Source organism: Streptomyces longhuiensis (assembly GCF_020616555.1).
GTDB classification, from domain to species: domain Bacteria; phylum Actinomycetota; class Actinomycetes; order Streptomycetales; family Streptomycetaceae; genus Streptomyces; species Streptomyces longhuiensis.
On record NZ_CP085173.1, the window covers coordinates 108,706 to 125,529 of the forward strand.

Consider the following 16,824-nt stretch of genomic DNA (forward strand, 5'->3'; position numbering starts at 1 on the left):
CGCGCACCAGGACCGGCCGGGAGGCAAAATAGTGATCACGACGTCGCCGCTGGCCTTCCAGCCGGTCCTCGAACGCATCGCCACCGAGATCGAACAGACGCCGGGCCGTGGGCGGCCTGCCGACTACATCCCGGCGCTCGCCGCCTGCGACCCGCGCCGCTTCGGCATGGCGGTCGCGGAACTCGACGGCACGGTGTACGGCGTTGGGGACTGGCAGCAGCCGTTCTCCACACAGTCGCTCACCAAGGTCTTCACGCTAGCCCTCGTCCTGGCCCGCGAGGGCGACGAGCTGTGGGAGCACGTGGGCCGCGAACCCTCTGGTAACCCGTTCAACTCCCTGGTGCAGCTGGAGTACGAGAACGGCATCCCCCGCAACCCCTTCATTAACGCGGGCGCCCTCGTCGTCACCGACCGCCTGCAGACCCAGACCGGTGACGCGGCCGGCATCCTGCTGGAGTTCCTGCGCGCAGAGAGCGGCAACCCGGAGCTCGCCTTCGACAGGGACGTCGCCTCCTCCGAGGCCGCGCACGGCGACCGAAATGCGGCACTGGGCCACTTCATGGCGTCGTACAGCAACATCGACAACCCGGTGCCCGCGCTGCTGGAGCAGTATTTCCGCCAGTGCTCCATCGAGGCGTCCTGCGCCGATCTCGCGCTCGCCGCCGGGTTCCTTGCCCGGCACGGCATCCGCGCCGACGGCTCCCGGCTGCTCACCCGCAGCCAGGCCAAGCAGGTCAACGCGGTCATGCTCACCTGCGGCACCTACGACGCGGCCGGCGAGTTCGCGTACCGCGTGGGACTGCCCGGTAAGAGTGGCGTCGGCGGTGGCATTGTGGCGGTCGTGCCCGGCCGCTGCACGCTGGCCGTGTGGGGCCCGGGACTCGACAAGCGAGGCAACTCGGTGGCGGGCGTCGCGGCCCTGGACCGCTTCACGACTCTGACGGGGCTGTCGGTGTTCTGAGCCCGATCTCTTTGCGGGCCTGGCGTATCGCGGCGTCCGCGTTCGCCAGAGTCCGCTTGTCCTTCGGCAGGCGAGGGCGACGCGAAACGCATCTGGCAGATCTCCGAGAACCTCACTCACACCTCCTTTCCGGCCGACGAGGGTTCCCGTCCAAGCCGGGGATCGACAGATCCTGGCAGTCGTCGACCTCGTTGATCAGAGTGGGCAGCACCTGGCGGCTGCGCCAACCTCAACGCCCTGCTGATCGTTCAGCGGCTGCTCGGACACCTGCACACCAGCTCCACGATGCGGTCTCTGCGCTACATCCGGCGGACCTGCTGGTTGCGAGGGCGATCGCGGAGTGAAACGACCAAACAAGACCTACGCCGACTACGCGAGCCGTCTGGCGGAACGGCAGGCGGTCTGATGCCCAGACGAGGAGAACGCAGATCCCGGCAGGCGGCGAAGCCGCTTGAGCGGGGCGGGCAGGTGTCCCGGATCGAGACGCGTGAGCTGATCTGCACCAATCCCAAGGGCACGGCACGCCACACGCCCTCACACGCTGTCACCATCAGGAACGGGCCCACACGCCGCGTCCCCCGGCAGGTGCGTGCGGGATCTGCCGGCGCGCGATGGCCCAATGTCGCCTCAGCCCGCGGGCGGTGAACCCGATTCGGCGGCGCGACGGTATTCGGCGTTGATGCGCTGGGCCTCTTCGAGCTGGTCCTCGAGGACGATGATGCGGCAGGCCGCCTCGATGGGAGTGCCCTGGTCGACGAGTTCCCGGGCGCGGGCGGCGATGCGCAGCTGGTAGCGGGAGTAGCGGCGGTGGCCGCCCTCGGAGCGCAGCGGGGTGATGAGGCGGGCTTCGCCGATGGCGCGGAGGAAGCCCTGGGTGGTGCCGAGCATTTCGGCGGCCCTGCCCATCGTGTAGGCGGGGTAGTCCTCGTCCTCGAGACGGTCGAACGAGTCATCTGCTGTCATTTGCACCTCTCCGTGGAACACGCTTGAGGGGCCCTGGTGCCATATGGCACCAGGGCCCCGAAGGAACATCTACACCATCTGCCGGCCTTGGAACTGCGCCGGCCTTCTGTGTCCGCCGCCCCGACCTGGGAGTTGTCGGGGGTGCGGGGATCGCGGTTGCTTGACCGGAGACCACCTCACTATCGATGTCCTGCGGTACCCGGGCTCAACACTCCGCCCGGGCGATCCTGATGGCGCTCGTTCCTCCGTTCTTCCCTCGGTGATCAACCACTTACAAAACGGGGGGACTTCATACTGCTGGCACTGCTCTACTGCGTACTGCTGGTGATGCAAACTGCTCTGTGACCTGTGACAGCGCCACATTTTCGGCAGCCAGCCCCGTCGCCCATCGTGCATCTGCTCTGGCTTAGAACCCCACTGCCGAACCTCCCGGTGCGCGCGCCCGCAGCCGACGCCTTCACCGAGGTACTGCTCACCGATTCACTGCTGGGTACCGCGAACTGCACTCACGGGAACCGCCCCTGCTGACCGCGGCCCCGCCGGCGGCCCCTGATCACTGCGGGCCACCCGGTCCGGTCGTCAGCCCCGTCGCCGTCCTGCAACAACCCTGGCTCCGGAACTCCACCACCGCACCGTCCTGCGAACTGCAACTTCCGTACCGCTACCCGGCAGTTCGTGTCTGCCGGGCCTTGCTGACTTCTGGCTACGAGAGAAACCATAACTACGCCGCCACCCAATGTCTACTGCGGCCAACATAGATTTCTGCGTGTCGGCGGGTAGGTATTCGGCCCCCGCGCAGTGGAGGGGTGAGAGCAGGGCCAGTCACCTGCACTGACGACCCTCCGCTGGGCCCGGATGGCTGCGCTGCCGACCCTTGCAGTCGTTCGGGCCTGATCGCAGGCAGCCCTCGCCGAGCTCTTGGCTCACGAAGCGCTGCCACACGGAAGCCCAACGCGGACGCGGTCACCACGTACCGGTCAGTGACTGTCAAGAGGGCCCCGGGCCGGTCTGGGAGCATTCCGCAGACACCGGCACGGCTGAGTATGGGCAAGGCGAGTCAGCCCGGTCAGGACCCCGGGCCGAGGTACCGCCGAGCTGCGACAACGTCGTCCCGCTGCTCCACCACCGTTGCGCCAGGTCGCCGCAGCGGCATCTCCCCCGGGCCGGGCAGGGTTATGCAGCTCGAGTGAGTTCGGCCCGGCCGAACAGCAGGGCGTATCCGGGCGGGAGCCGGGTGAGGATACGGGCCAGCAGGCCAGGGCCGGCCAGGTCACCGACGACGGTGAGAACGGCTCCGGTATCCCAGCGGACGGTCGCAAGGGTGGTCCCGGTGCGGGCGGGCAGGTCCTTGACGAAGCCTCAGCCGGTGAGTGGCTGACAGCCGGGGACCTGGCCGGCGAAGACGCGTGCGGCCTCGATGGGGAGGCAGGCGGCGAGCTCGACGCGTTCGTCGCCAGTGAGCTGACGGCCCAGCGCCGTCAGAACGGCCCGCATCACCTCCTCGGCCCGCTCCCGGGTGGGGCAGGCGCTCCAGCACCTGATGAAACGACATGCCAGGCCGGGCAGGAGCCGGTTCATCCAGCGGGAGCATCGGTTGGTGTGCCTTTCGTGGCCAAAGGGGGTGTCGCTCTCCGGGGCTCAGGTCTCGGGATGGCCGAAGAGGAGGTCGTAGCCCGGGGGCAGCTGGAGCAGGATGCGGTGGGTGAAGTCCTCGCCGGCCGCATCGGCGGCCACGCTCAGCACGGCGCTGACGTCCCAGGCCCGCGGTCTGTTCGGTGGCTCCGTCGATCCATGCCGCGGTCGCCCGCACGAACCGCTCGGGTGAAAGCGGCTCGGTGGCCTGCAGCGGGTTGAGCAGGATCAGGGCGAAGGTCTCCGGAAGCCGGGCGGCCAGCTCGGCCCGGACCTCACCCACCAGATGGGCGCCCAGCAGCGCCAGAACGGTACGCGCGGCCCGCTCGGCTTCCTGGGGGGATACCCTGCACGCAGAAAGCGCCTTCCGCTAGGACCGACAGAACCCCTCGACAAGGTTCATCGTCCCAGCTCAGAAGGCACTTTCGCGGTACCGCTCATGATCCGGACCAAAGCCCAAGTGAAACGCGCAGGCTAACGCGCGAATCCGGCTGCGGTCACCCGTGGGATCCCTGCCCGTGTCGCTCAGTGGCTGCGGTCCCCCGAGCGCATCGATTAGCTCGACGGAGAAGGCGCGTACGTCGTGTGCGGGGAGGTAGCGCACCCACGGGAAGGTCGCGGGCAGCACGTCCAGAACCAGGGTACGGCCCTGGGGGGTGCGTCTGGCGGTGCCGGCCGCCGCTCGATGCCGATCTCATGTCCGTCGTTTCGCACCGCGCGACGGCCTCATCGCCAAGACCAGCCTCGACTTCCAACCGCTCCTCCGGGAAGACCGTCACCGAGGTGGCGGCCGGGTTGAACTCGGGTGCATAGGCAGGCAGTTGGTAGACGGTCAGCCATAACGCATGGGCACACTGTTGGGATGACTCTCTTCGCCGCGTCAGATGCGTCCACCATCTGGGTCCCTCTGGGTATCTCCCTCGTCGCCCTGGCCGGCGTCATTTTTACGCCCGTCTATTCCAAGCGCAAAGAAGTCCTGACACAGCGCAAAGAGAAGCTACTTGAGGCTTGCGAGGTCTTCGAAACGGCGTGCGACGTGCTGCAAGATGACTTCGCCAATCAGATAGCCGCGCTCTTGCGGTCCCGGCGACACCCCTCCAACGCTGTGTACGACGCACAGATGTCGTGGGACGAATGGCCCGTTGCTAATGATGTTTACGAGGACGTAGCCACGCCAGCAGGCGAATCGGAAGCTTCAGACGTTTCCTGGCGTACCGTCAACACGGCTCTCAACAAGGCTGAGAGGGCAGCCCGAAGGATTGGACACTTCGACAAATCACTCTTCAGTAAAGCCCAGGCCGTCCATCGATCGCTGAAGGAAGAAGTACAAGCGATCAAAGGAGGCCCCCAGCCCACGGGCGATGGCCTTCGCAGGAGATGGGAGCAAGCCCGAGAGCGTTCTGACCGCCTCCGTCATGAATTCACGATGGCAGTAGCCCAACAAACATGAACCGGACGGCTCAGCCCCGGCGCTTCTTACGGCGTCCGACCGGCGCAGCAGGTCGGCTGTGCGAAGAGCCCAGCTGGTGAGGGGGGAAGGCACGATGGGCCGTGGCGGTGCAAGCTGCGGCCTCCAGCGGCTCGACGAGCTGGGGTCTGCTGTCGTCGCCGGGCGCGCGGGTGTCGAGCAAGACGAACCGTTGCAAACGGATGATCGCCCAGGACATGCAGGCTGCCGCCAGGCCGAATCCGTACCGCCGGTCATCCTCGGCCTCGGGGCACGCCATCGGCAAAGGCGTGGCGGTAGTGGTCAGCAAGACCGGTGGCGATGGGGTCGCCCACGGTCATCCACGCCAGACCCGGGACATGCAGGCAGGCAGCGTCGACGAGGGCGTAGCCGGCGGACTCGAAGTCGATCAGGCGGGCGTCGGCGGGGCCGGATTCGTGGAGGAGGATGTTATTGGTCTCCGCGTCACCGTTACTGAGGGCCAGGAACGGGCCGGGGTCGCTCAACTCAGCTAGAGCGGCACTGAGTTCGGCCTCGGCTTGTCCGGTGATGGGTGCGCCGAGAGCTGTGGCGTGTCCATGTGCCTCGCCCCTGTGCCGGACGAGCCGACTCACGTGGTCTGTCGGCGGTCGATCGGTCCGAGGAAGATCCGTCGCGTGCGGTAGATGTCGGCGTGGCCGACGGTCTCGGCGTTGAGTCGGCCGTAAGCACGAGCAATACTGATCTTTTCGTAAGTTCGGTGGGTGTGGTGGGCGGATGGTCAGGCCGGTATGGGCGAGGAATGACCATGGCAGTCGGGGGTTGGTGTTGATGCGGTGGATGCCTTGCTCGGTGGCGTCGGCGACATCGGCGAGGTGGTCGCCGGCGAGGTTGGCGAGTTCACGCTTCTTGAGTGAGGACCACAGCAGTTCCACCGGGTTCAGCTCGGGAGCGTAGGCGGGTAATCGTTCCAGGGTGAGCCAGTCCTGTTCGGCGACCCAGGCCCGCATCGCCCGGCTCCAGTGGGCGGACAGGCCGTCCCAGACCAGGACCACTTGCTCGCCGCGGTAGAACACCTTCATCTGCTCCAGGACCTCGATGAGTCCGGCGGTGTCGTAGCTGCCGGGCTTGAGGTGGAAGCACAGGCGGGCCCCGCGATCGGGGTCGGTGGAGTGGTAGCCCAAGGCCCCGGGCATCGACGCACGCTTCCAGTTCAGGCGGTGCCGCAGGAGCGGAGTCCGCCCTCGGGGCGAGTAGGTGCGGCGGATCTGAGGGAGCAGGGAGACGCCTGATTCGTCGAGGAAGACGATCCAGGCACGTGTGTTCACGGCCCCTTTTTGATGCGCGGCCACTCGTGCGCGATCCAGCGGGCGATCTCCGATTCGTCCCGCTCGACAGCCCGCCGCTCGGGCCGTTGAAGGCTCCATCCGAGCCGGCCGGTCAGCAGCCGCCATACCGACGCCCTCGACAACACCACCCCCGTTGTCCGGGTGACGACCGCGCCGACTCGTTCCAGGGTCCACAGGTCGGCCTCGAAACCATGAGCCTGGGCTCCTTGCTCCAACGCGGCCCGGACCATCTCGACCTGGGTGTCGTCCAGTTTGGGTGGACGTCCGGTGGCTGCCCGTCGCCGCAGGGCTGAAGCACCGCCTTGCTCCCACACCCGCCGCCAACGCCGCACACTCTCGGCACACACCCCCACCGCCCTCGCGATCTCCGCATTCGAGACGCCGTCCTCGAACAACTCGACTGCCCGCAGACGACGCGCCTCCGCCAACTGAGGCCGCGACAAAGGAGGAAGGGAGGAGCCGGCAACCGAAGGGGAAGGTTGATAAGCCACGCCGACAGCCTCCCACCCACACGGCCACCACACCCACCGAACTTACGAAAAGATCAGTAGTGTCCTGTCTCAGGTTGGTGTGGGTACGCCGAGTCTGTGACCTGTGGTGCTCTCACATACGTGACACGGCAAAGGAGCAGGTGTCCCGCTGAAGTGTGGGCGGACCCATCAGCTCGTGGACATGGGCCACGCAGCGTCAGAGTTCTGGGTGGCGGCCCAGGACGCGAGGAGCCGCAGGCCTTCGTCGGAGGGGGAGCCGGGTTCGGCGGTGTAGACGGTGAGGGTGAGGCCGGGTTCGGCGGCCATCTCCAGTCCTTCGTAGGCGAGGGTGAGTTCGCCGATCGCGTGGTGGTGGAAGCGTTTGGTGCCGGTGCCGTGGTGGCGGACGTTGTGGGCGCCCCAGCGGGTGCGGAATTCGTCGCTGCGGGTGGACAGTTCGCCGACGAGGTCGTGCAGGCCCTTGTCGTGGGGATTACGGCCGGCTTCGGTGCGCAGGATCGACACGGCAACGTCGGCGGCTTGCTCCCAGTCGGGGTAGAAGCGGCGGGAGGCTGGGTCAAGGAAGTTGAAGCGGGCCAGGTTGGCCTGGTTGTGGGGTGTGGCGTAGACGTCGTCGTAGAACGCGCGGGCGAGCTGGTTCGTGGCGAGCAGGTCCATGCGGCCGTTGCGCACGAAGGCCGGGCCGGCGGTGACGGCGTCCAGGACCCATTGCAGGCTGCGGTGCGCCTTCCACTGCGGGGTACGCCGCCGGGGGCGGGTGAGCGCGTCGGAGCCGTCGGCCGCGTGGGCGAGATTGCGCAGATGGGCGCGTTCGGCGTCGTCGAGCCGGAGAGCGCGGGCGAGCGCCTCCAGGACGGCTGGGGAGGCGCCGGCGAGGTTGCCGCGCTCCAGTTTCGAGTAGTACTCCACGCTCATGTCGGCCAGCGCGGCGACCTCACTCCTGCGCAGGCCGGGCACCCGGCGCCGGCTGCCGGAGGGCAGGCCCGCCTGCTCTGGGGTGATCTTCGCTCGTCGCGAGGTCAGGAACTCGCGGACCTCTGCTTGGTTGTCCACGCTATCGACGGTACGTCCGGCACGTGGCCACAGCGATGTACTGGCAGTACACCCCTTGTTGGTGACTCGCTGTGCGCGCGGGAAGCCGGTTACCTGGAATCCGCGGCGCCTCCAGTCGGCCACGAATCGTGACTGGGCCCGCGCTGCATCGACGTAAGGGCGGTTCGCCGCCTCAGCACGTGAAGGAGCCCCCTGATGCGCGGAGCAGTGATCCATGCCCCGGCGACGTCCGCTTCGAGACGCTGGACGACCCGAAGATCCTGCACTCGAGCGATGCGATCCGCCCGGGACGCCGGCCACTCCAGTCGGGCCGCGCTGGCCGAACGCCTGTATGCGCTGCACACCGAGCGGAATGGGTTCCGGCACTACGCCGAGCCCATGCCCGAGTGATGTGACTGACCACGCCATGCTCTTCGCACAGCGACGGACTCTGCTTCGTACCGCCCCGGCAGCTGCACTACTGATGGCGCTGGCTGCCTGCTCCAACGACTCCCCCGACGCCTCCTCTTCGCCGACCACGCGGCAGGAGACGCCGTCTTCCCCTGCCCCGTCCAGCTCTGACGGGAGCTTTACCATGGACATCCGTGTCACGCTCGACGGCCGCCCCGTCGCGGCGACTTTGAACGACAGCCCCGCCGCCCGTGACCTCGCTGCCCTGCTGCCGCTCACTTTGGACCTGGCGGACTTCCACGGGACGGAGCGGATCGGCTACCCGCCCCGCAAGCTCACCACCGACGGCGCGCCTGCCCCGGTCGCGCCAAAATCCGGTGACATCGCCTATTTCGCGCCGTGGGGCAATCTCGCCCTCTTCTACCAGGACGGGCCCTCCGCCTCCGGGCATCTCTCGTCCTCGGCCACATCGATGCCTCCTCTGATGATCGACTGGCCCGTGCTGAGCGAATCACCATCGAGTCCGCCTCTTGACCACCCCCTCCTTATACGGAAAGAAGTCTTTGATGTCCCCCGCAGCCGGGCCCGCCACCGGCAAACTGCCCTTCGTCATCTGGGTGCTCGCCGCCGGCACGTTCCTCATGGGAACCACCGAGTTCGTCATCGCGGGCCTTCTTCCGGAGATCGCCGGCGATCTCGGCGTCAGCGTCTCGCACGCCGGACTGCTGATCACCGCTTTCGCCGTCGGCATGATCATCGGTGGGCCGACCATGGCCCTGGCCACCCTGCGTCTGCCGCAGCGCCGTACGCTCGTCCTGGCCCTGGCTGTGTTCGCGCTCGGCCATGTCGCCGCCGTCCTGAGCAGCTCGTTCGCCGTCGTGCTGGCCGCGCGGGTGGTCACCGCGCTGGCCACCGGCGCGTTCTGGGCCGTCGGCTTCGGCCTCGCCACCACCGCTGCGGGCCGTGGCAACTCCACGCGTGCGGTCGGCGTGATGATGGGCGGCCTGACCCTGGCCAACGTCGTCGGTGTTCCGATCGGGTCGTTCGTCGGGCAGTACACCGGCTGGCGCGGCCCGTTCTGGGCGCTGGCCGCGCTGGCTGCCCTGGCCACCGTGTCCGTCGGGCGCTTCATCCCCCGGACGGAGCAGCGGGGCCAGGTGTCCGTGCGCGCCGAAGTGCGTGCGCTGCGGCAGGGCAGGCTGTGGCTGGCGCTCGCTGCCGCCGTACTGATCATGGGCGGTGTGCTGGCCACGTACACGTACATCACCCCGTTGCTCACCGACCGTGCCGGGATCGCGACCGGTGCCGTGCCGCTGGTCCTGACCGCCTTCGGCATCGGTGCCCTCGGCGGCACCGCGATCGGCGGCCGTCTGGGTGACCGCTTTCCCATGGCCACGACCATCACCGCCGCTGCGGCCACTGCCGTGACGCTGCTGGTCCTGATCCCGCTGTCGACCAGCCCGGTCGCGGCCGTCGTCCTGGTCTTCCTGATGGCGCTGACCGGGTTCACCGTCAACCCGGTCGTCACCTCCCTCGCCGTCCGCTACGCGGGCGACGCCCCCACCCTCACTTCGGCCCTGACCACCTCCGCCTACAACACCGGCATCGCGGCCGGCTCCGCGATCGCAGGGCGGGCCCTGAGCTCGTCCCTCGGCCTGACCGGACCCGCGCTTGTCGGCGCCGTCTCAGCGGCCCTCACCCTGCTGCCGCTCATCGTTCTCGCGCTCAGCGGCACGGCGCGCCCGGCACGGATCGTCGCCGCCCAGCACACCCATGCCGCAGGCCCGTGCAAGGACGAGACACCGGCCATGAACACGCACTGAATCCGCCTGCGTTCACCTCGCACCGATCCTGTTGGGAGCAACCTCATGAACCCCACGTACGACTTCAGCGGGCAGGTCGCTTTCGTCACCGGCGCCAGCTCCGGCATGGGCCTGGCCGCCGCCCGCGCCTTCGCCGAATCCGGCGCCGCCGTGGCCCTCGCCGACATCAACGAGACCGCGGTGAACAAAGCTGCCAACGAACTCACCGACGCCGGCCACCAGGCCCTCGCCCTGGTCTGCGACGTCACCGACGAAGACCAGGTCGCCGCAGCCGTCGACCGCACCGTCACCACTTTCGGCCGCCTCGACATGGCCTACAACAACGCCGGCATCCAGATCCCGCCCACCGACGCCGCCGACGAATCCCTCGACCAGTTCGAGAAGGTCCACGCCATCAACCTGCGCGGCATCTGGGCCGCCATGAAGCACGAACTGCGCCACATGCGCACTCAGGGCAGCGGCGCCATCGTCAACTGCTCCTCCCTCGGCGGCCTGGTCGGCATCCCCGGCCGCGCCTCCTACCACTCCACCAAGCACGGCGTAATCGGCCTGACCACCAGCGCCGCCCTCGAATACGCACCACGCGGCATCCGCATCAACGCCATCTGCCCCGGCACCATCGACACCCCCATGGTCAGCGACATGATTGCCAAGGGAGAACTCGACCGCGCCGAAGCAGAAGCAAACCAGCCCATCAACCGGCTCGGCACCGCCGACGAGATGGCCCAGGCCGTCCTGTGGCTGTGCAGTGACGGCGCGAGCTTCGTCGTCGGCGTCGCGCTTCCCGTCGACGGCGGCTACACCGCCCAATAGCCCCACGACATCCGGCCGCCGTCACCATTGTGACTGTGCACTTGAGTTGGCGCCGCTCGCCAACTCAAGTGCACGCAGTGGAAGCCTTCGCTGCGGCGGGCGGGATGGAGGACGTTCCGCCTCCAACCTGCGTCGATCTGGCGTCACTTACCGCTGTAGACGGGGAACGCGCTGTGCTCGCCGTAGTCCACGTCGCGCAGGTCTCGCAGGGCGTTCATGTCATCGCCGGAGATCTCGAAGTCGACCTCGGCATTGGACCGCATGTGTTCGGGGTTCGCTGTCTTGGGCAGCGACACCGTGCCCAGCTGGAGGGTGTAGCGGATGCACAGCTGCGGGACGGACACGCTGTACTTCTCGGCCATGGCGTGCACCTCGGCGTTCTGCAGGATCGCTCCGTATGCGATCGGCGAGTACGCCTCGACGAGGATCTGCTTGCCCTCGCAGTAGTCCAGGAGCTCTGAGGGGGTGTTGCCTGCGTGGACCAGTAGCTGGTTCACGTGCGGCACGACGGTCGCGTCCCGCAGGATGTTCTCCAGGTCCTGCTGCTGGAAGTTGGACACCCCGACGGAGCGGATCTTGCCGGCCTGATGCGCTGCTTCGAGGGCACGCTATGCTTCGCGGATGCCTTCGGCGTAGTCGCCGCCGCGGAAGTCGTCCCAGGGCTGCGGGCTGTGGATGAGCATCAGGTCGATGTACTCAATCCCGAGTTTCTGCAGTGACTCGTCGATCGAGTCCACGGCCTGGTCGTAGTCCTTGATCTCCGCGGCGAGTTTGGTCCAGACGAAGAGCTCGTCGCGGGATACGCCGGCGGTGCGCACGCCTTCGCCGACGCCGCGCTCGTTGCCGTAGGCCTGGGCGGTGTCGATGTTGCGGTAGCCGATCTCCACGGCTGCGCGGACCGCATCGGCCGCCTTGTCGTCGTCGATGAACCAGGTGCCGAGCCCCAGTTGGGGATCTGGACGCCGTTGGACAGCGTGTAGGTCTCGTCCTGGACGGTCATGGGTGTGCTCCGTTCCTCGGCAGCTTGCCGTACACCTCGTCGGTGACGGGCTCGAGCCATTCGTTGCTGACGTCTTCGCCCGGGGTGATGAAGGCGATGTGGGAGAACCACGAGTCGGCCTTCGCACCGTGCCAGTGCTTCGTGCCCGCCGGAACGCGGATCACCGTTCCCGGCTCCATGCTGATGGGCTCCTCGCCCTCGGCCTGGTACCAGCCGCTGCCCGCCGTGCACAGCAGGATCTGATCGCCACCGCCGCCCGTGCCGTGGTGGATGTGCCAGTTGTTGCGGCAGCCCGGCTCGAAGGAGACGTTGCTGACGGGAACACTTCCCGAGGCGAGCGGAGCCAGGTAGCTCTCGCCGATGAAGTACTGCGCGTAGGCGTCGTTCTTCTCCCCGAGCGGGAAGATCTGATCGAATTCGGTGACGGTCATTTCGTTCTTTCCTTGTGTTTCAGCGTGTCCCGCTCTAGCGATTGACGTACGCCATGTGCTCGGCGTTGTAGCGATCGCCGCTGACGCCGACCCGCTGGGCGAGGCCGTCGAGGTCGGCCACCTCGTCCGCGGACAGCGCGAGCGCCGTCGCGGCGTTGTTCTCCTGGATGCGTGCCGTGCGGCGGGTGCCCGGGATCGGCACGATCCACGGCTGCTGCGCGAGCAGCCAGGCCAGGGCGATCTGGCCCGGCGTCGCACCCTTCGCCTCGGCGAGCTGCCGGACGTGGGCGACGAGCGCCTGGTTCGCGGCCAGGTTCTCCGCCGTGAAGCGCGGGACCCGGTGGCGGATGTCGCCGTCGGTGAAGGTTGCGGACGTTGCGACGGTGCCGGTGAGGAAGCCCTTGCCGAGGGGGCTGAACGGCACGAAGCCAATGCCGAGTTCAGCGAGCGTGGGCAGCACCTCGGCCTCCGGGTCTCGTGTCCACAGGGAGTACTCGCTCTGGACCGCAGTCACGGAATGGACGGCGTGTGCGGCGCGGATGGTGGCGGCCGAGGCCTCGGAGAGCCCGAAGTGCCTGACCTTCCCCTCGGCGATCAGCTCGCCGACCGTGCCCGCGACGTCCTCGATGGGCACGTCGGGGTCGACGCGGTGCTGGTAGAACAGGTCGATCGCCTCGGTGCGGAGCCGCTTCAGGGACCGCTCCGCGACGTGGCGGATCTGCTCGGGACGGCTGTTGAGGCCCACGCTCCGGCCGTTTTGGATGTCCCATCCGAACTTGGTGGCGATCACGACCTGGTCGCGGATCGGCTCGAGCGCCTCGCCGACCAGCTCCTCGTTCACGTAGGGCCCGTAGACCTCGGCGGTGTCGAAGAACGTCACTCCTTCGTCGACGGCGGCGCCCCGCAGCACCGCGATCATGTCGTCGCGGCTGCCGGGGTTGGGGCCGTAGCTCTGGGACATGCCCATCGCACCGAGCCCGATCGCGGAGATCTCCAGGCCTTGTCCCAGTGTTCTGGTGTGCATGGTCAACTTTCTTGGATCGTGGTCAGGTGCCCGCCGCGGAGCGGTCGCACGGTGGACGTCGCGGCGAGGCTGGCGAGCAGCTGCAGGCGCTCCTGGCTGGGCGAGCCGGGCTCCGCGGTGTAGATGAGGAAGGAAAGGCCGGGCTCGGCGGTCAGCTCCATCCCCTCATAGGTCAAGGTGAGGTCGCCGACCTCGTGGTGGTGGAACTCCTTGGTGCCCGATCCGTGGCGGCGCACGTTGTGTGCTCCCCACCGGGTGCGGAATTCGTCGCTGCACGTGGACAGCTCGCCGATCAGGTCGTGCAGCTGCTTGTCCCGGGGATCCCTGCCCGCCTCCGTGCGCAAGATGGAAACGGTGATATCCGCAGCCGCCGCCCAGTCGGGGTAGAACGCCTTGGCTCGTTCGTCAAGGAAGCAGTAGCGCGCCAGGTTCCCCTGCCCCGGGCCGTCGAACACCTCGTCGTAGAAGACATGTCCGAGGGCGTTGGTGGCAAGGACGTCCATCCGGCCGTTGCGCACGAACGCGGGCCCGCGGTCGATGGCATCCAGCGCACGGGTCAGGCTCTCCCGGGGTACCCACTTCTTCGACCCGCGCCTGCGCACGGGCCGGGCCGCGCCATGGGCCGCCCGGGCCAAGTCGAAGAGGTGCTCGCGCTCGGCGTCGTCCAGCTGCAGCGCCCGGGCGAGCGACTCCAGCACGGCGTCGGACACGCCGGCCAAGTGGCCACGCTCGATCTTGGCGTAGTACTCCGGGCTCACGTCCGCGAGCATCGCCACCTCGCCGCGGCGCAGGCCCGCCACCCTCCGGTGCCCGGAGACCGGCAGCCCGACCTGCTCGGGAGTGAGCTTCGCTCGACGGGACATGAGGAACTCCCGTGCTTGGTTCCTTGCGTCCATGCGTTCCACGCTAAGCCGCGAAGCCGCTGTGAGGGATGCCCTGCCAGTACGCCCCTCACCGGGGACTCCCTCGCTCGGCATGTGCGGCGATGTCATCGGCATTACACAGACAGAGATCGATCGACGCACGTCGACGCAGACAGGGAGAGATCATGACTGAGAACACGAGCACCGGCTGGACCGGCGGGAAGAACGCCTTCGGCGACTTCGCCCCGGGGATGGTCCATTACACCGACCGGGTCCTCTTCGACGAGGTCTGGGAGCGCGAGGGCCTGTCCAAGCGCGACCGCAGCCTCGTCACCATCTCCGCTTTGACCGCGCTCGGGAAGATGGACCAGCTGCGGTTCCACCTCGGCTTCGCCCGCGAGAACGGGGTCACCGACGAGGAGCTGCAGGAGGCACTGTTGCACTTGGCGTTCTACTCCGGCTGGCCCAACGGCATGGGAGCGACCAGCGTACTGAAGAGCATCATCGAGGAGCAGGACTGAGCCTGTCACCGAGCGAGGCCGCAGCGTCGGCCGGATGACCGTCGACGGCGCCCTCGATCACAGCTCGCGGCCCCGGGGTGCCCAGGCTCCTGGTGGCCAGCGCCGCCAGGAGCGCGACGGCACCGGCCCGAGCGAGACTGACGCGCAGCTCGTGCTGTAATCCGGACGCGCCGGAGATCAGGGCACCGAAGACGGCGACGGCCAGGGCGCCGCCCATCTGGCGGCTGGTGTTGAACACGCCGCTGGCGGTCCCGGTCTCCTCGGCGGGCGGGCACGTGGTCCAGCAGCAGGGCGGTGGTCGGGGGCATCACCAGCGGACCCGCCATGCCCATGGGATCCACAGCAGCGCGCTCGCCCAGACCGGCACCGAGGCCCGCGACTGATCGCACGATGGTCACGTGCGGTTCCGTGCCGCCGGTCGCCTGTCCCTGCTGCCCCTGCAGAGAGATACCTGGTGGCCTCTGAGGGTCAAGGACTACTGGTGAGGTGGTGTGGACCGCGTCGGGCCGCCGAGAGGGACGCCCCAGCCTCTCTGTCGTCGCTTCAGCTCAGCGCCCCGGCCCTCTGGCACGCCCAGTTCCGCCACGAGTGCCGAATCGCCGCAGGTCTGTGGCGGCCCGCGGCAGACCGCGAGGGGCCGCTGTCACCTGCCTTCGACACCTCCGGCCGTTTCGCTCCGATCTTCGGCCATGGCGATCTCAGCGACGCGGTGGAGGGCGCTCTGGTAAGCCGTGGCGTTGCCGGCTTCCTTCTGCCAGGCGCGGATGCTGACGGTGGCGGAGTGCAGCGAGCCCAGCGGGATTTCGAGGTAGAGGGCGGCGGAGGAGAGGTCGTGGACAAGGGCAAGCGGGCAAGCCGATCACCGGCGTGGCACGCGACAAGCTCGCCGCCGAACTGAAGACCGCATACGAAAGCGGCGCCTTCATCCGGAGCATCGCCGACAACACCGGACGCTCGTACGACTTCGTCCACCACATCCGGGAATCAGCCTGCAGGGGGCCGCTTCCCCGGACATCGCCTGTCGGAAGAAGAACAGGACCTGGCCACAACTGCTCTGGACCTTAAAGGGGGCCTGCCGGCGCCCGGTGGTCCCTTGTCACCTCAGCTCGCGGGCGGCGAACCCGATTCGGCGGCGCGCCGGTATTCGTCGTTGATGCGCCGGGCCTCTTCGAGCTGGTCCTCGAGGACGATGATGCGGCAAGCAGCATGGATGCCGCTGTCGTTGGCGCCGATGCGTCCGGCGGAAGGGGCACGGGGGCGTGGGCCTTCGAGGTACTCGTGCGCCTCTTGTCCTGTACACAAGGAACGAGGGCGGGAGCTACTGGCCGCGGCCCGAAAGGTAATCGCGCACCCGGTCCACCATTCCCAGCCCCGGGGCGAGCAGCCTATTTGCCGGCGGGGTGCTCGGGGCGCCGGGATGCGGACGGGTGGGAGCGGTCTTCTTCGCCTGCCGCACCTTGTTGCCCAGCTTCTCAAGGACGTAGGAATGAACGCCGCTGCGTAGCTGGGGGAACAGGTTGTTCTCCTTGTCGGCCACGTGGGCGGTCACTTCGGTGTGCAGCTTCACCATCAGCCGGTCGAAGTCAAGATCGCCGGGTTCGCGCTGCTGGAGGTCGTCGAGGAGCCGTTCGACGCGGGCTGGTCGGCGAGCTCTTTGTCCGCCAGCGCGTCGCCCTCCTCCAGATGCTTGCGCACGGCCGGATTAGAGGTACTCCTCCTCGGCAACGCAGTGCCGCACCAACTCGATCGTCAACGCATCCACCAAGCGCTTGCGGCCCTCGCTCCCAGGGAAAGTGTCCGAGAACTGCTTGAAGAGGTCTTCGATCTCACGGTGGTCGGTAGTCAGCTCCGCGATCACATCACCGCCATGCCCCATGACTCAACGCCTCTCGCTACGCAGCCGGCACGTCCGGCTGTCCCTTCACGGATTCCCGAACCGGTAAGGGCAGAACGCCGTTTTGGAGCGATTACCCCAGTCCCTCGCGGCGATTTGCGCGAGCTCTACCGCTGACCGCCCCTTCCACCGGTCAGACGGGCGCGGTCCTGCCCGCCGTCCACACACTGAGACGTCTGTGGCCCGGCTG

At 67.9% G+C, this 16,824-nt stretch carries 15 protein-coding genes and 7 pseudogenes; 9 read left to right on the plus strand and 13 right to left on the minus strand.

What is annotated here, in order from left to right; translation table 11 throughout:
- Nucleotides 1-28 precede the first annotated feature (28 nt).
- On the plus strand, nucleotides 29-961 hold the full coding sequence (locus LGI35_RS00495) for a glutaminase (RefSeq protein WP_227300158.1): 933 nt from the start codon (nucleotides 29-31) through the stop codon (nucleotides 959-961).
- Between the two features lie 627 nt (nucleotides 962-1,588).
- Here the strand turns inward: LGI35_RS00495 and LGI35_RS00500 are convergent.
- From LGI35_RS00500 to LGI35_RS00510, 3 genes and pseudogenes are all read right to left on the minus strand, one after another.
- Complete coding sequence (locus LGI35_RS00500; RefSeq protein ID WP_227291612.1) at nucleotides 1,589-1,924, minus strand: MerR family transcriptional regulator; 336 nt, start codon at nucleotides 1,922-1,924, stop codon at nucleotides 1,589-1,591.
- A 1,173-nt stretch (nucleotides 1,925-3,097) separates the two neighbouring features.
- Nucleotides 3,098-3,454 (minus strand): annotated as a pseudogene (locus tag LGI35_RS00505) (DUF2267 domain-containing protein); the annotation flags it as partial.
- Between the two features lie 108 nt (nucleotides 3,455-3,562).
- A pseudogene (locus tag LGI35_RS00510) lies at nucleotides 3,563-3,899 on the minus strand (DUF2267 domain-containing protein); the annotation flags it as partial.
- Between the two features lie 519 nt (nucleotides 3,900-4,418).
- Here LGI35_RS00510 and LGI35_RS00515 point away from each other — a divergent pair.
- Entirely contained in the window at nucleotides 4,419-5,006 is a 588-nt protein-coding gene (locus LGI35_RS00515) for a hypothetical protein (RefSeq protein ID WP_227291613.1), read from the plus strand.
- Nucleotides 5,007-5,257: 251 nt separating this feature from the next.
- On the opposite strand, the gene LGI35_RS00520 is transcribed toward LGI35_RS00515, so the two are convergent.
- From LGI35_RS00520 to LGI35_RS00530, 3 genes are all read right to left on the minus strand, one after another.
- Complete coding sequence (locus LGI35_RS00520; RefSeq protein ID WP_227300159.1) at nucleotides 5,258-6,409, minus strand: transposase; 1,152 nt, start codon at nucleotides 6,407-6,409, stop codon at nucleotides 5,258-5,260.
- Nucleotides 6,307-6,822: a winged helix-turn-helix domain-containing protein gene (locus LGI35_RS00525; protein WP_227291614.1), complete on the minus strand. Its 516-nt coding sequence runs from the start codon at nucleotides 6,820-6,822 to the stop codon at nucleotides 6,307-6,309. Before LGI35_RS00525 ends, LGI35_RS00520 begins: the two co-directional genes overlap by 103 nt.
- Before the next feature lie 168 nt (nucleotides 6,823-6,990).
- Nucleotides 6,991-7,875: a helix-turn-helix transcriptional regulator gene (locus LGI35_RS00530; protein ID WP_227291615.1), complete on the minus strand. Its 885-nt coding sequence runs from the start codon at nucleotides 7,873-7,875 to the stop codon at nucleotides 6,991-6,993.
- 288 nt (nucleotides 7,876-8,163) lie between these two features.
- On the opposite strand from LGI35_RS00530, the pseudogene LGI35_RS46310 reads away from it, so the two are divergent.
- The 4 genes and pseudogenes from LGI35_RS46310 to LGI35_RS00545 form a co-directional block, all read left to right on the plus strand.
- A pseudogene (locus tag LGI35_RS46310) lies at nucleotides 8,164-8,265 on the plus strand (SDR family NAD(P)-dependent oxidoreductase); the annotation flags it as partial.
- Nucleotides 8,266-8,449: 184 nt separating this feature from the next.
- A pseudogene (locus LGI35_RS46315) lies at nucleotides 8,450-8,644 on the plus strand (cyclophilin-like fold protein); the annotation flags it as partial.
- A 187-nt stretch (nucleotides 8,645-8,831) separates the two neighbouring features.
- Nucleotides 8,832-10,088, plus strand: coding sequence for an MFS transporter (locus LGI35_RS00540; protein ID WP_227291616.1), 1,257 nt, complete (start codon nucleotides 8,832-8,834; stop codon nucleotides 10,086-10,088).
- A 45-nt stretch (nucleotides 10,089-10,133) separates the two neighbouring features.
- The gene (locus tag LGI35_RS00545; RefSeq protein WP_227291617.1) at nucleotides 10,134-10,901 is read left to right on the plus strand and encodes an SDR family NAD(P)-dependent oxidoreductase; all 768 of its coding nucleotides are present in this window, start codon (nucleotides 10,134-10,136) and stop codon (nucleotides 10,899-10,901) included.
- A 143-nt stretch (nucleotides 10,902-11,044) separates the two neighbouring features.
- On the opposite strand, the pseudogene LGI35_RS00550 reads toward LGI35_RS00545, so the two are convergent.
- The 4 genes and pseudogenes from LGI35_RS00550 to LGI35_RS00565 all read right to left on the minus strand — a co-directional run bounded on the left by LGI35_RS00550 (nucleotide 11,045) and on the right by LGI35_RS00565 (nucleotide 14,252).
- Nucleotides 11,045-11,901, minus strand: a pseudogene (locus LGI35_RS00550) (aldo/keto reductase).
- Complete coding sequence (locus LGI35_RS00555; RefSeq protein ID WP_227291618.1) at nucleotides 11,898-12,332, minus strand: cupin domain-containing protein; 435 nt, start codon at nucleotides 12,330-12,332, stop codon at nucleotides 11,898-11,900. Before LGI35_RS00555 ends, LGI35_RS00550 begins: the two are co-directional and overlap by 4 nt.
- Nucleotides 12,333-12,366: 34 nt before the next feature.
- Complete coding sequence (locus tag LGI35_RS00560; protein WP_227291619.1) at nucleotides 12,367-13,356, minus strand: aldo/keto reductase; 990 nt, start codon at nucleotides 13,354-13,356, stop codon at nucleotides 12,367-12,369.
- A 2-nt stretch (nucleotides 13,357-13,358) separates the two neighbouring features.
- Complete coding sequence (locus LGI35_RS00565) at nucleotides 13,359-14,252, minus strand: helix-turn-helix transcriptional regulator (RefSeq protein ID WP_227291620.1); 894 nt, start codon at nucleotides 14,250-14,252, stop codon at nucleotides 13,359-13,361.
- A 152-nt stretch (nucleotides 14,253-14,404) separates the two neighbouring features.
- Between LGI35_RS00565 and LGI35_RS00570 the strand changes: the two genes are divergently transcribed.
- On the plus strand, nucleotides 14,405-14,740 hold the full coding sequence (locus LGI35_RS00570; protein WP_227291621.1) for a carboxymuconolactone decarboxylase family protein: 336 nt from the start codon (nucleotides 14,405-14,407) through the stop codon (nucleotides 14,738-14,740).
- On the opposite strand, the gene LGI35_RS00575 is transcribed toward LGI35_RS00570, so the two are convergent.
- Nucleotides 14,721-14,978 carry a hypothetical protein gene (locus tag LGI35_RS00575; RefSeq protein WP_227291622.1) on the minus strand — a complete coding sequence of 86 codons (258 nt, stop codon included), beginning with the start codon at nucleotides 14,976-14,978 and terminating at the stop codon, nucleotides 14,721-14,723. The two genes, LGI35_RS00570 and LGI35_RS00575, sit on opposite strands and share 20 nt — an antisense overlap.
- On the opposite strand from LGI35_RS00575, the gene LGI35_RS00580 reads away from it, so the two are divergent.
- Together LGI35_RS00580 and LGI35_RS46470 are read left to right on the plus strand one after the other, a co-directional pair.
- Nucleotides 14,971-15,123 (plus strand): hypothetical protein, encoded by a 153-nt coding sequence (locus tag LGI35_RS00580; protein ID WP_227291623.1) that lies wholly within the window; start codon nucleotides 14,971-14,973, stop codon nucleotides 15,121-15,123. The genes LGI35_RS00575 and LGI35_RS00580 overlap by 8 nt on opposite strands.
- Before the next feature lie 475 nt (nucleotides 15,124-15,598).
- Nucleotides 15,599-15,805, plus strand: a complete 207-nt coding sequence (locus LGI35_RS46470; protein ID WP_376694173.1) for a helix-turn-helix domain-containing protein — start codon at nucleotides 15,599-15,601, stop codon at nucleotides 15,803-15,805.
- A 36-nt stretch (nucleotides 15,806-15,841) separates the two neighbouring features.
- Here the strand turns inward: LGI35_RS46470 and LGI35_RS00590 are convergent.
- Both LGI35_RS00590 and LGI35_RS00595 read right to left on the minus strand, forming a co-directional pair.
- Nucleotides 15,842-15,952 (minus strand): annotated as a pseudogene (locus tag LGI35_RS00590) (MerR family transcriptional regulator); the annotation flags it as partial.
- Nucleotides 15,953-16,058: 106 nt separating this feature from the next.
- A pseudogene (locus tag LGI35_RS00595) lies at nucleotides 16,059-16,616 on the minus strand (hemerythrin domain-containing protein).
- Between the last annotated feature and the right edge of the window lie 208 nt (nucleotides 16,617-16,824).

What these genes read in the sequence shown, in the direction of transcription:
- LGI35_RS00515 (WP_227291613.1), top strand. Translation starts at nt 4,419, where the DNA reads ATGACTCTCTTCGCCGCGTCAGATGCGTCCACCATCTGGGTCCCTCTG.
- LGI35_RS00555 (WP_227291618.1), bottom strand. Translation starts at nt 12,332, where the DNA reads ATGACCGTCACCGAATTCGATCAGATCTTCCCGCTCGGGGAGAAGAAC.
- LGI35_RS00565 (WP_227291620.1), bottom strand. Translation starts at nt 14,252, where the DNA reads ATGGACGCAAGGAACCAAGCACGGGAGTTCCTCATGTCCCGTCGAGCG.
- LGI35_RS00560 (WP_227291619.1), bottom strand. Translation starts at nt 13,356, where the DNA reads ATGCACACCAGAACACTGGGACAAGGCCTGGAGATCTCCGCGATCGGG.
- LGI35_RS00520 (WP_227300159.1), bottom strand. Translation starts at nt 6,409, where the DNA reads ATGGAGCCTTCAACGGCCCGAGCGGCGGGCTGTCGAGCGGGACGAATC.
- LGI35_RS00570 (WP_227291621.1), top strand. Translation starts at nt 14,405, where the DNA reads ATGACTGAGAACACGAGCACCGGCTGGACCGGCGGGAAGAACGCCTTC.
- LGI35_RS00545 (WP_227291617.1), top strand. Translation starts at nt 10,134, where the DNA reads ATGAACCCCACGTACGACTTCAGCGGGCAGGTCGCTTTCGTCACCGGC.
- LGI35_RS00500 (WP_227291612.1), bottom strand. Translation starts at nt 1,924, where the DNA reads ATGACAGCAGATGACTCGTTCGACCGTCTCGAGGACGAGGACTACCCC.
- LGI35_RS00540 (WP_227291616.1), top strand. Translation starts at nt 8,832, where the DNA reads ATGTCCCCCGCAGCCGGGCCCGCCACCGGCAAACTGCCCTTCGTCATC.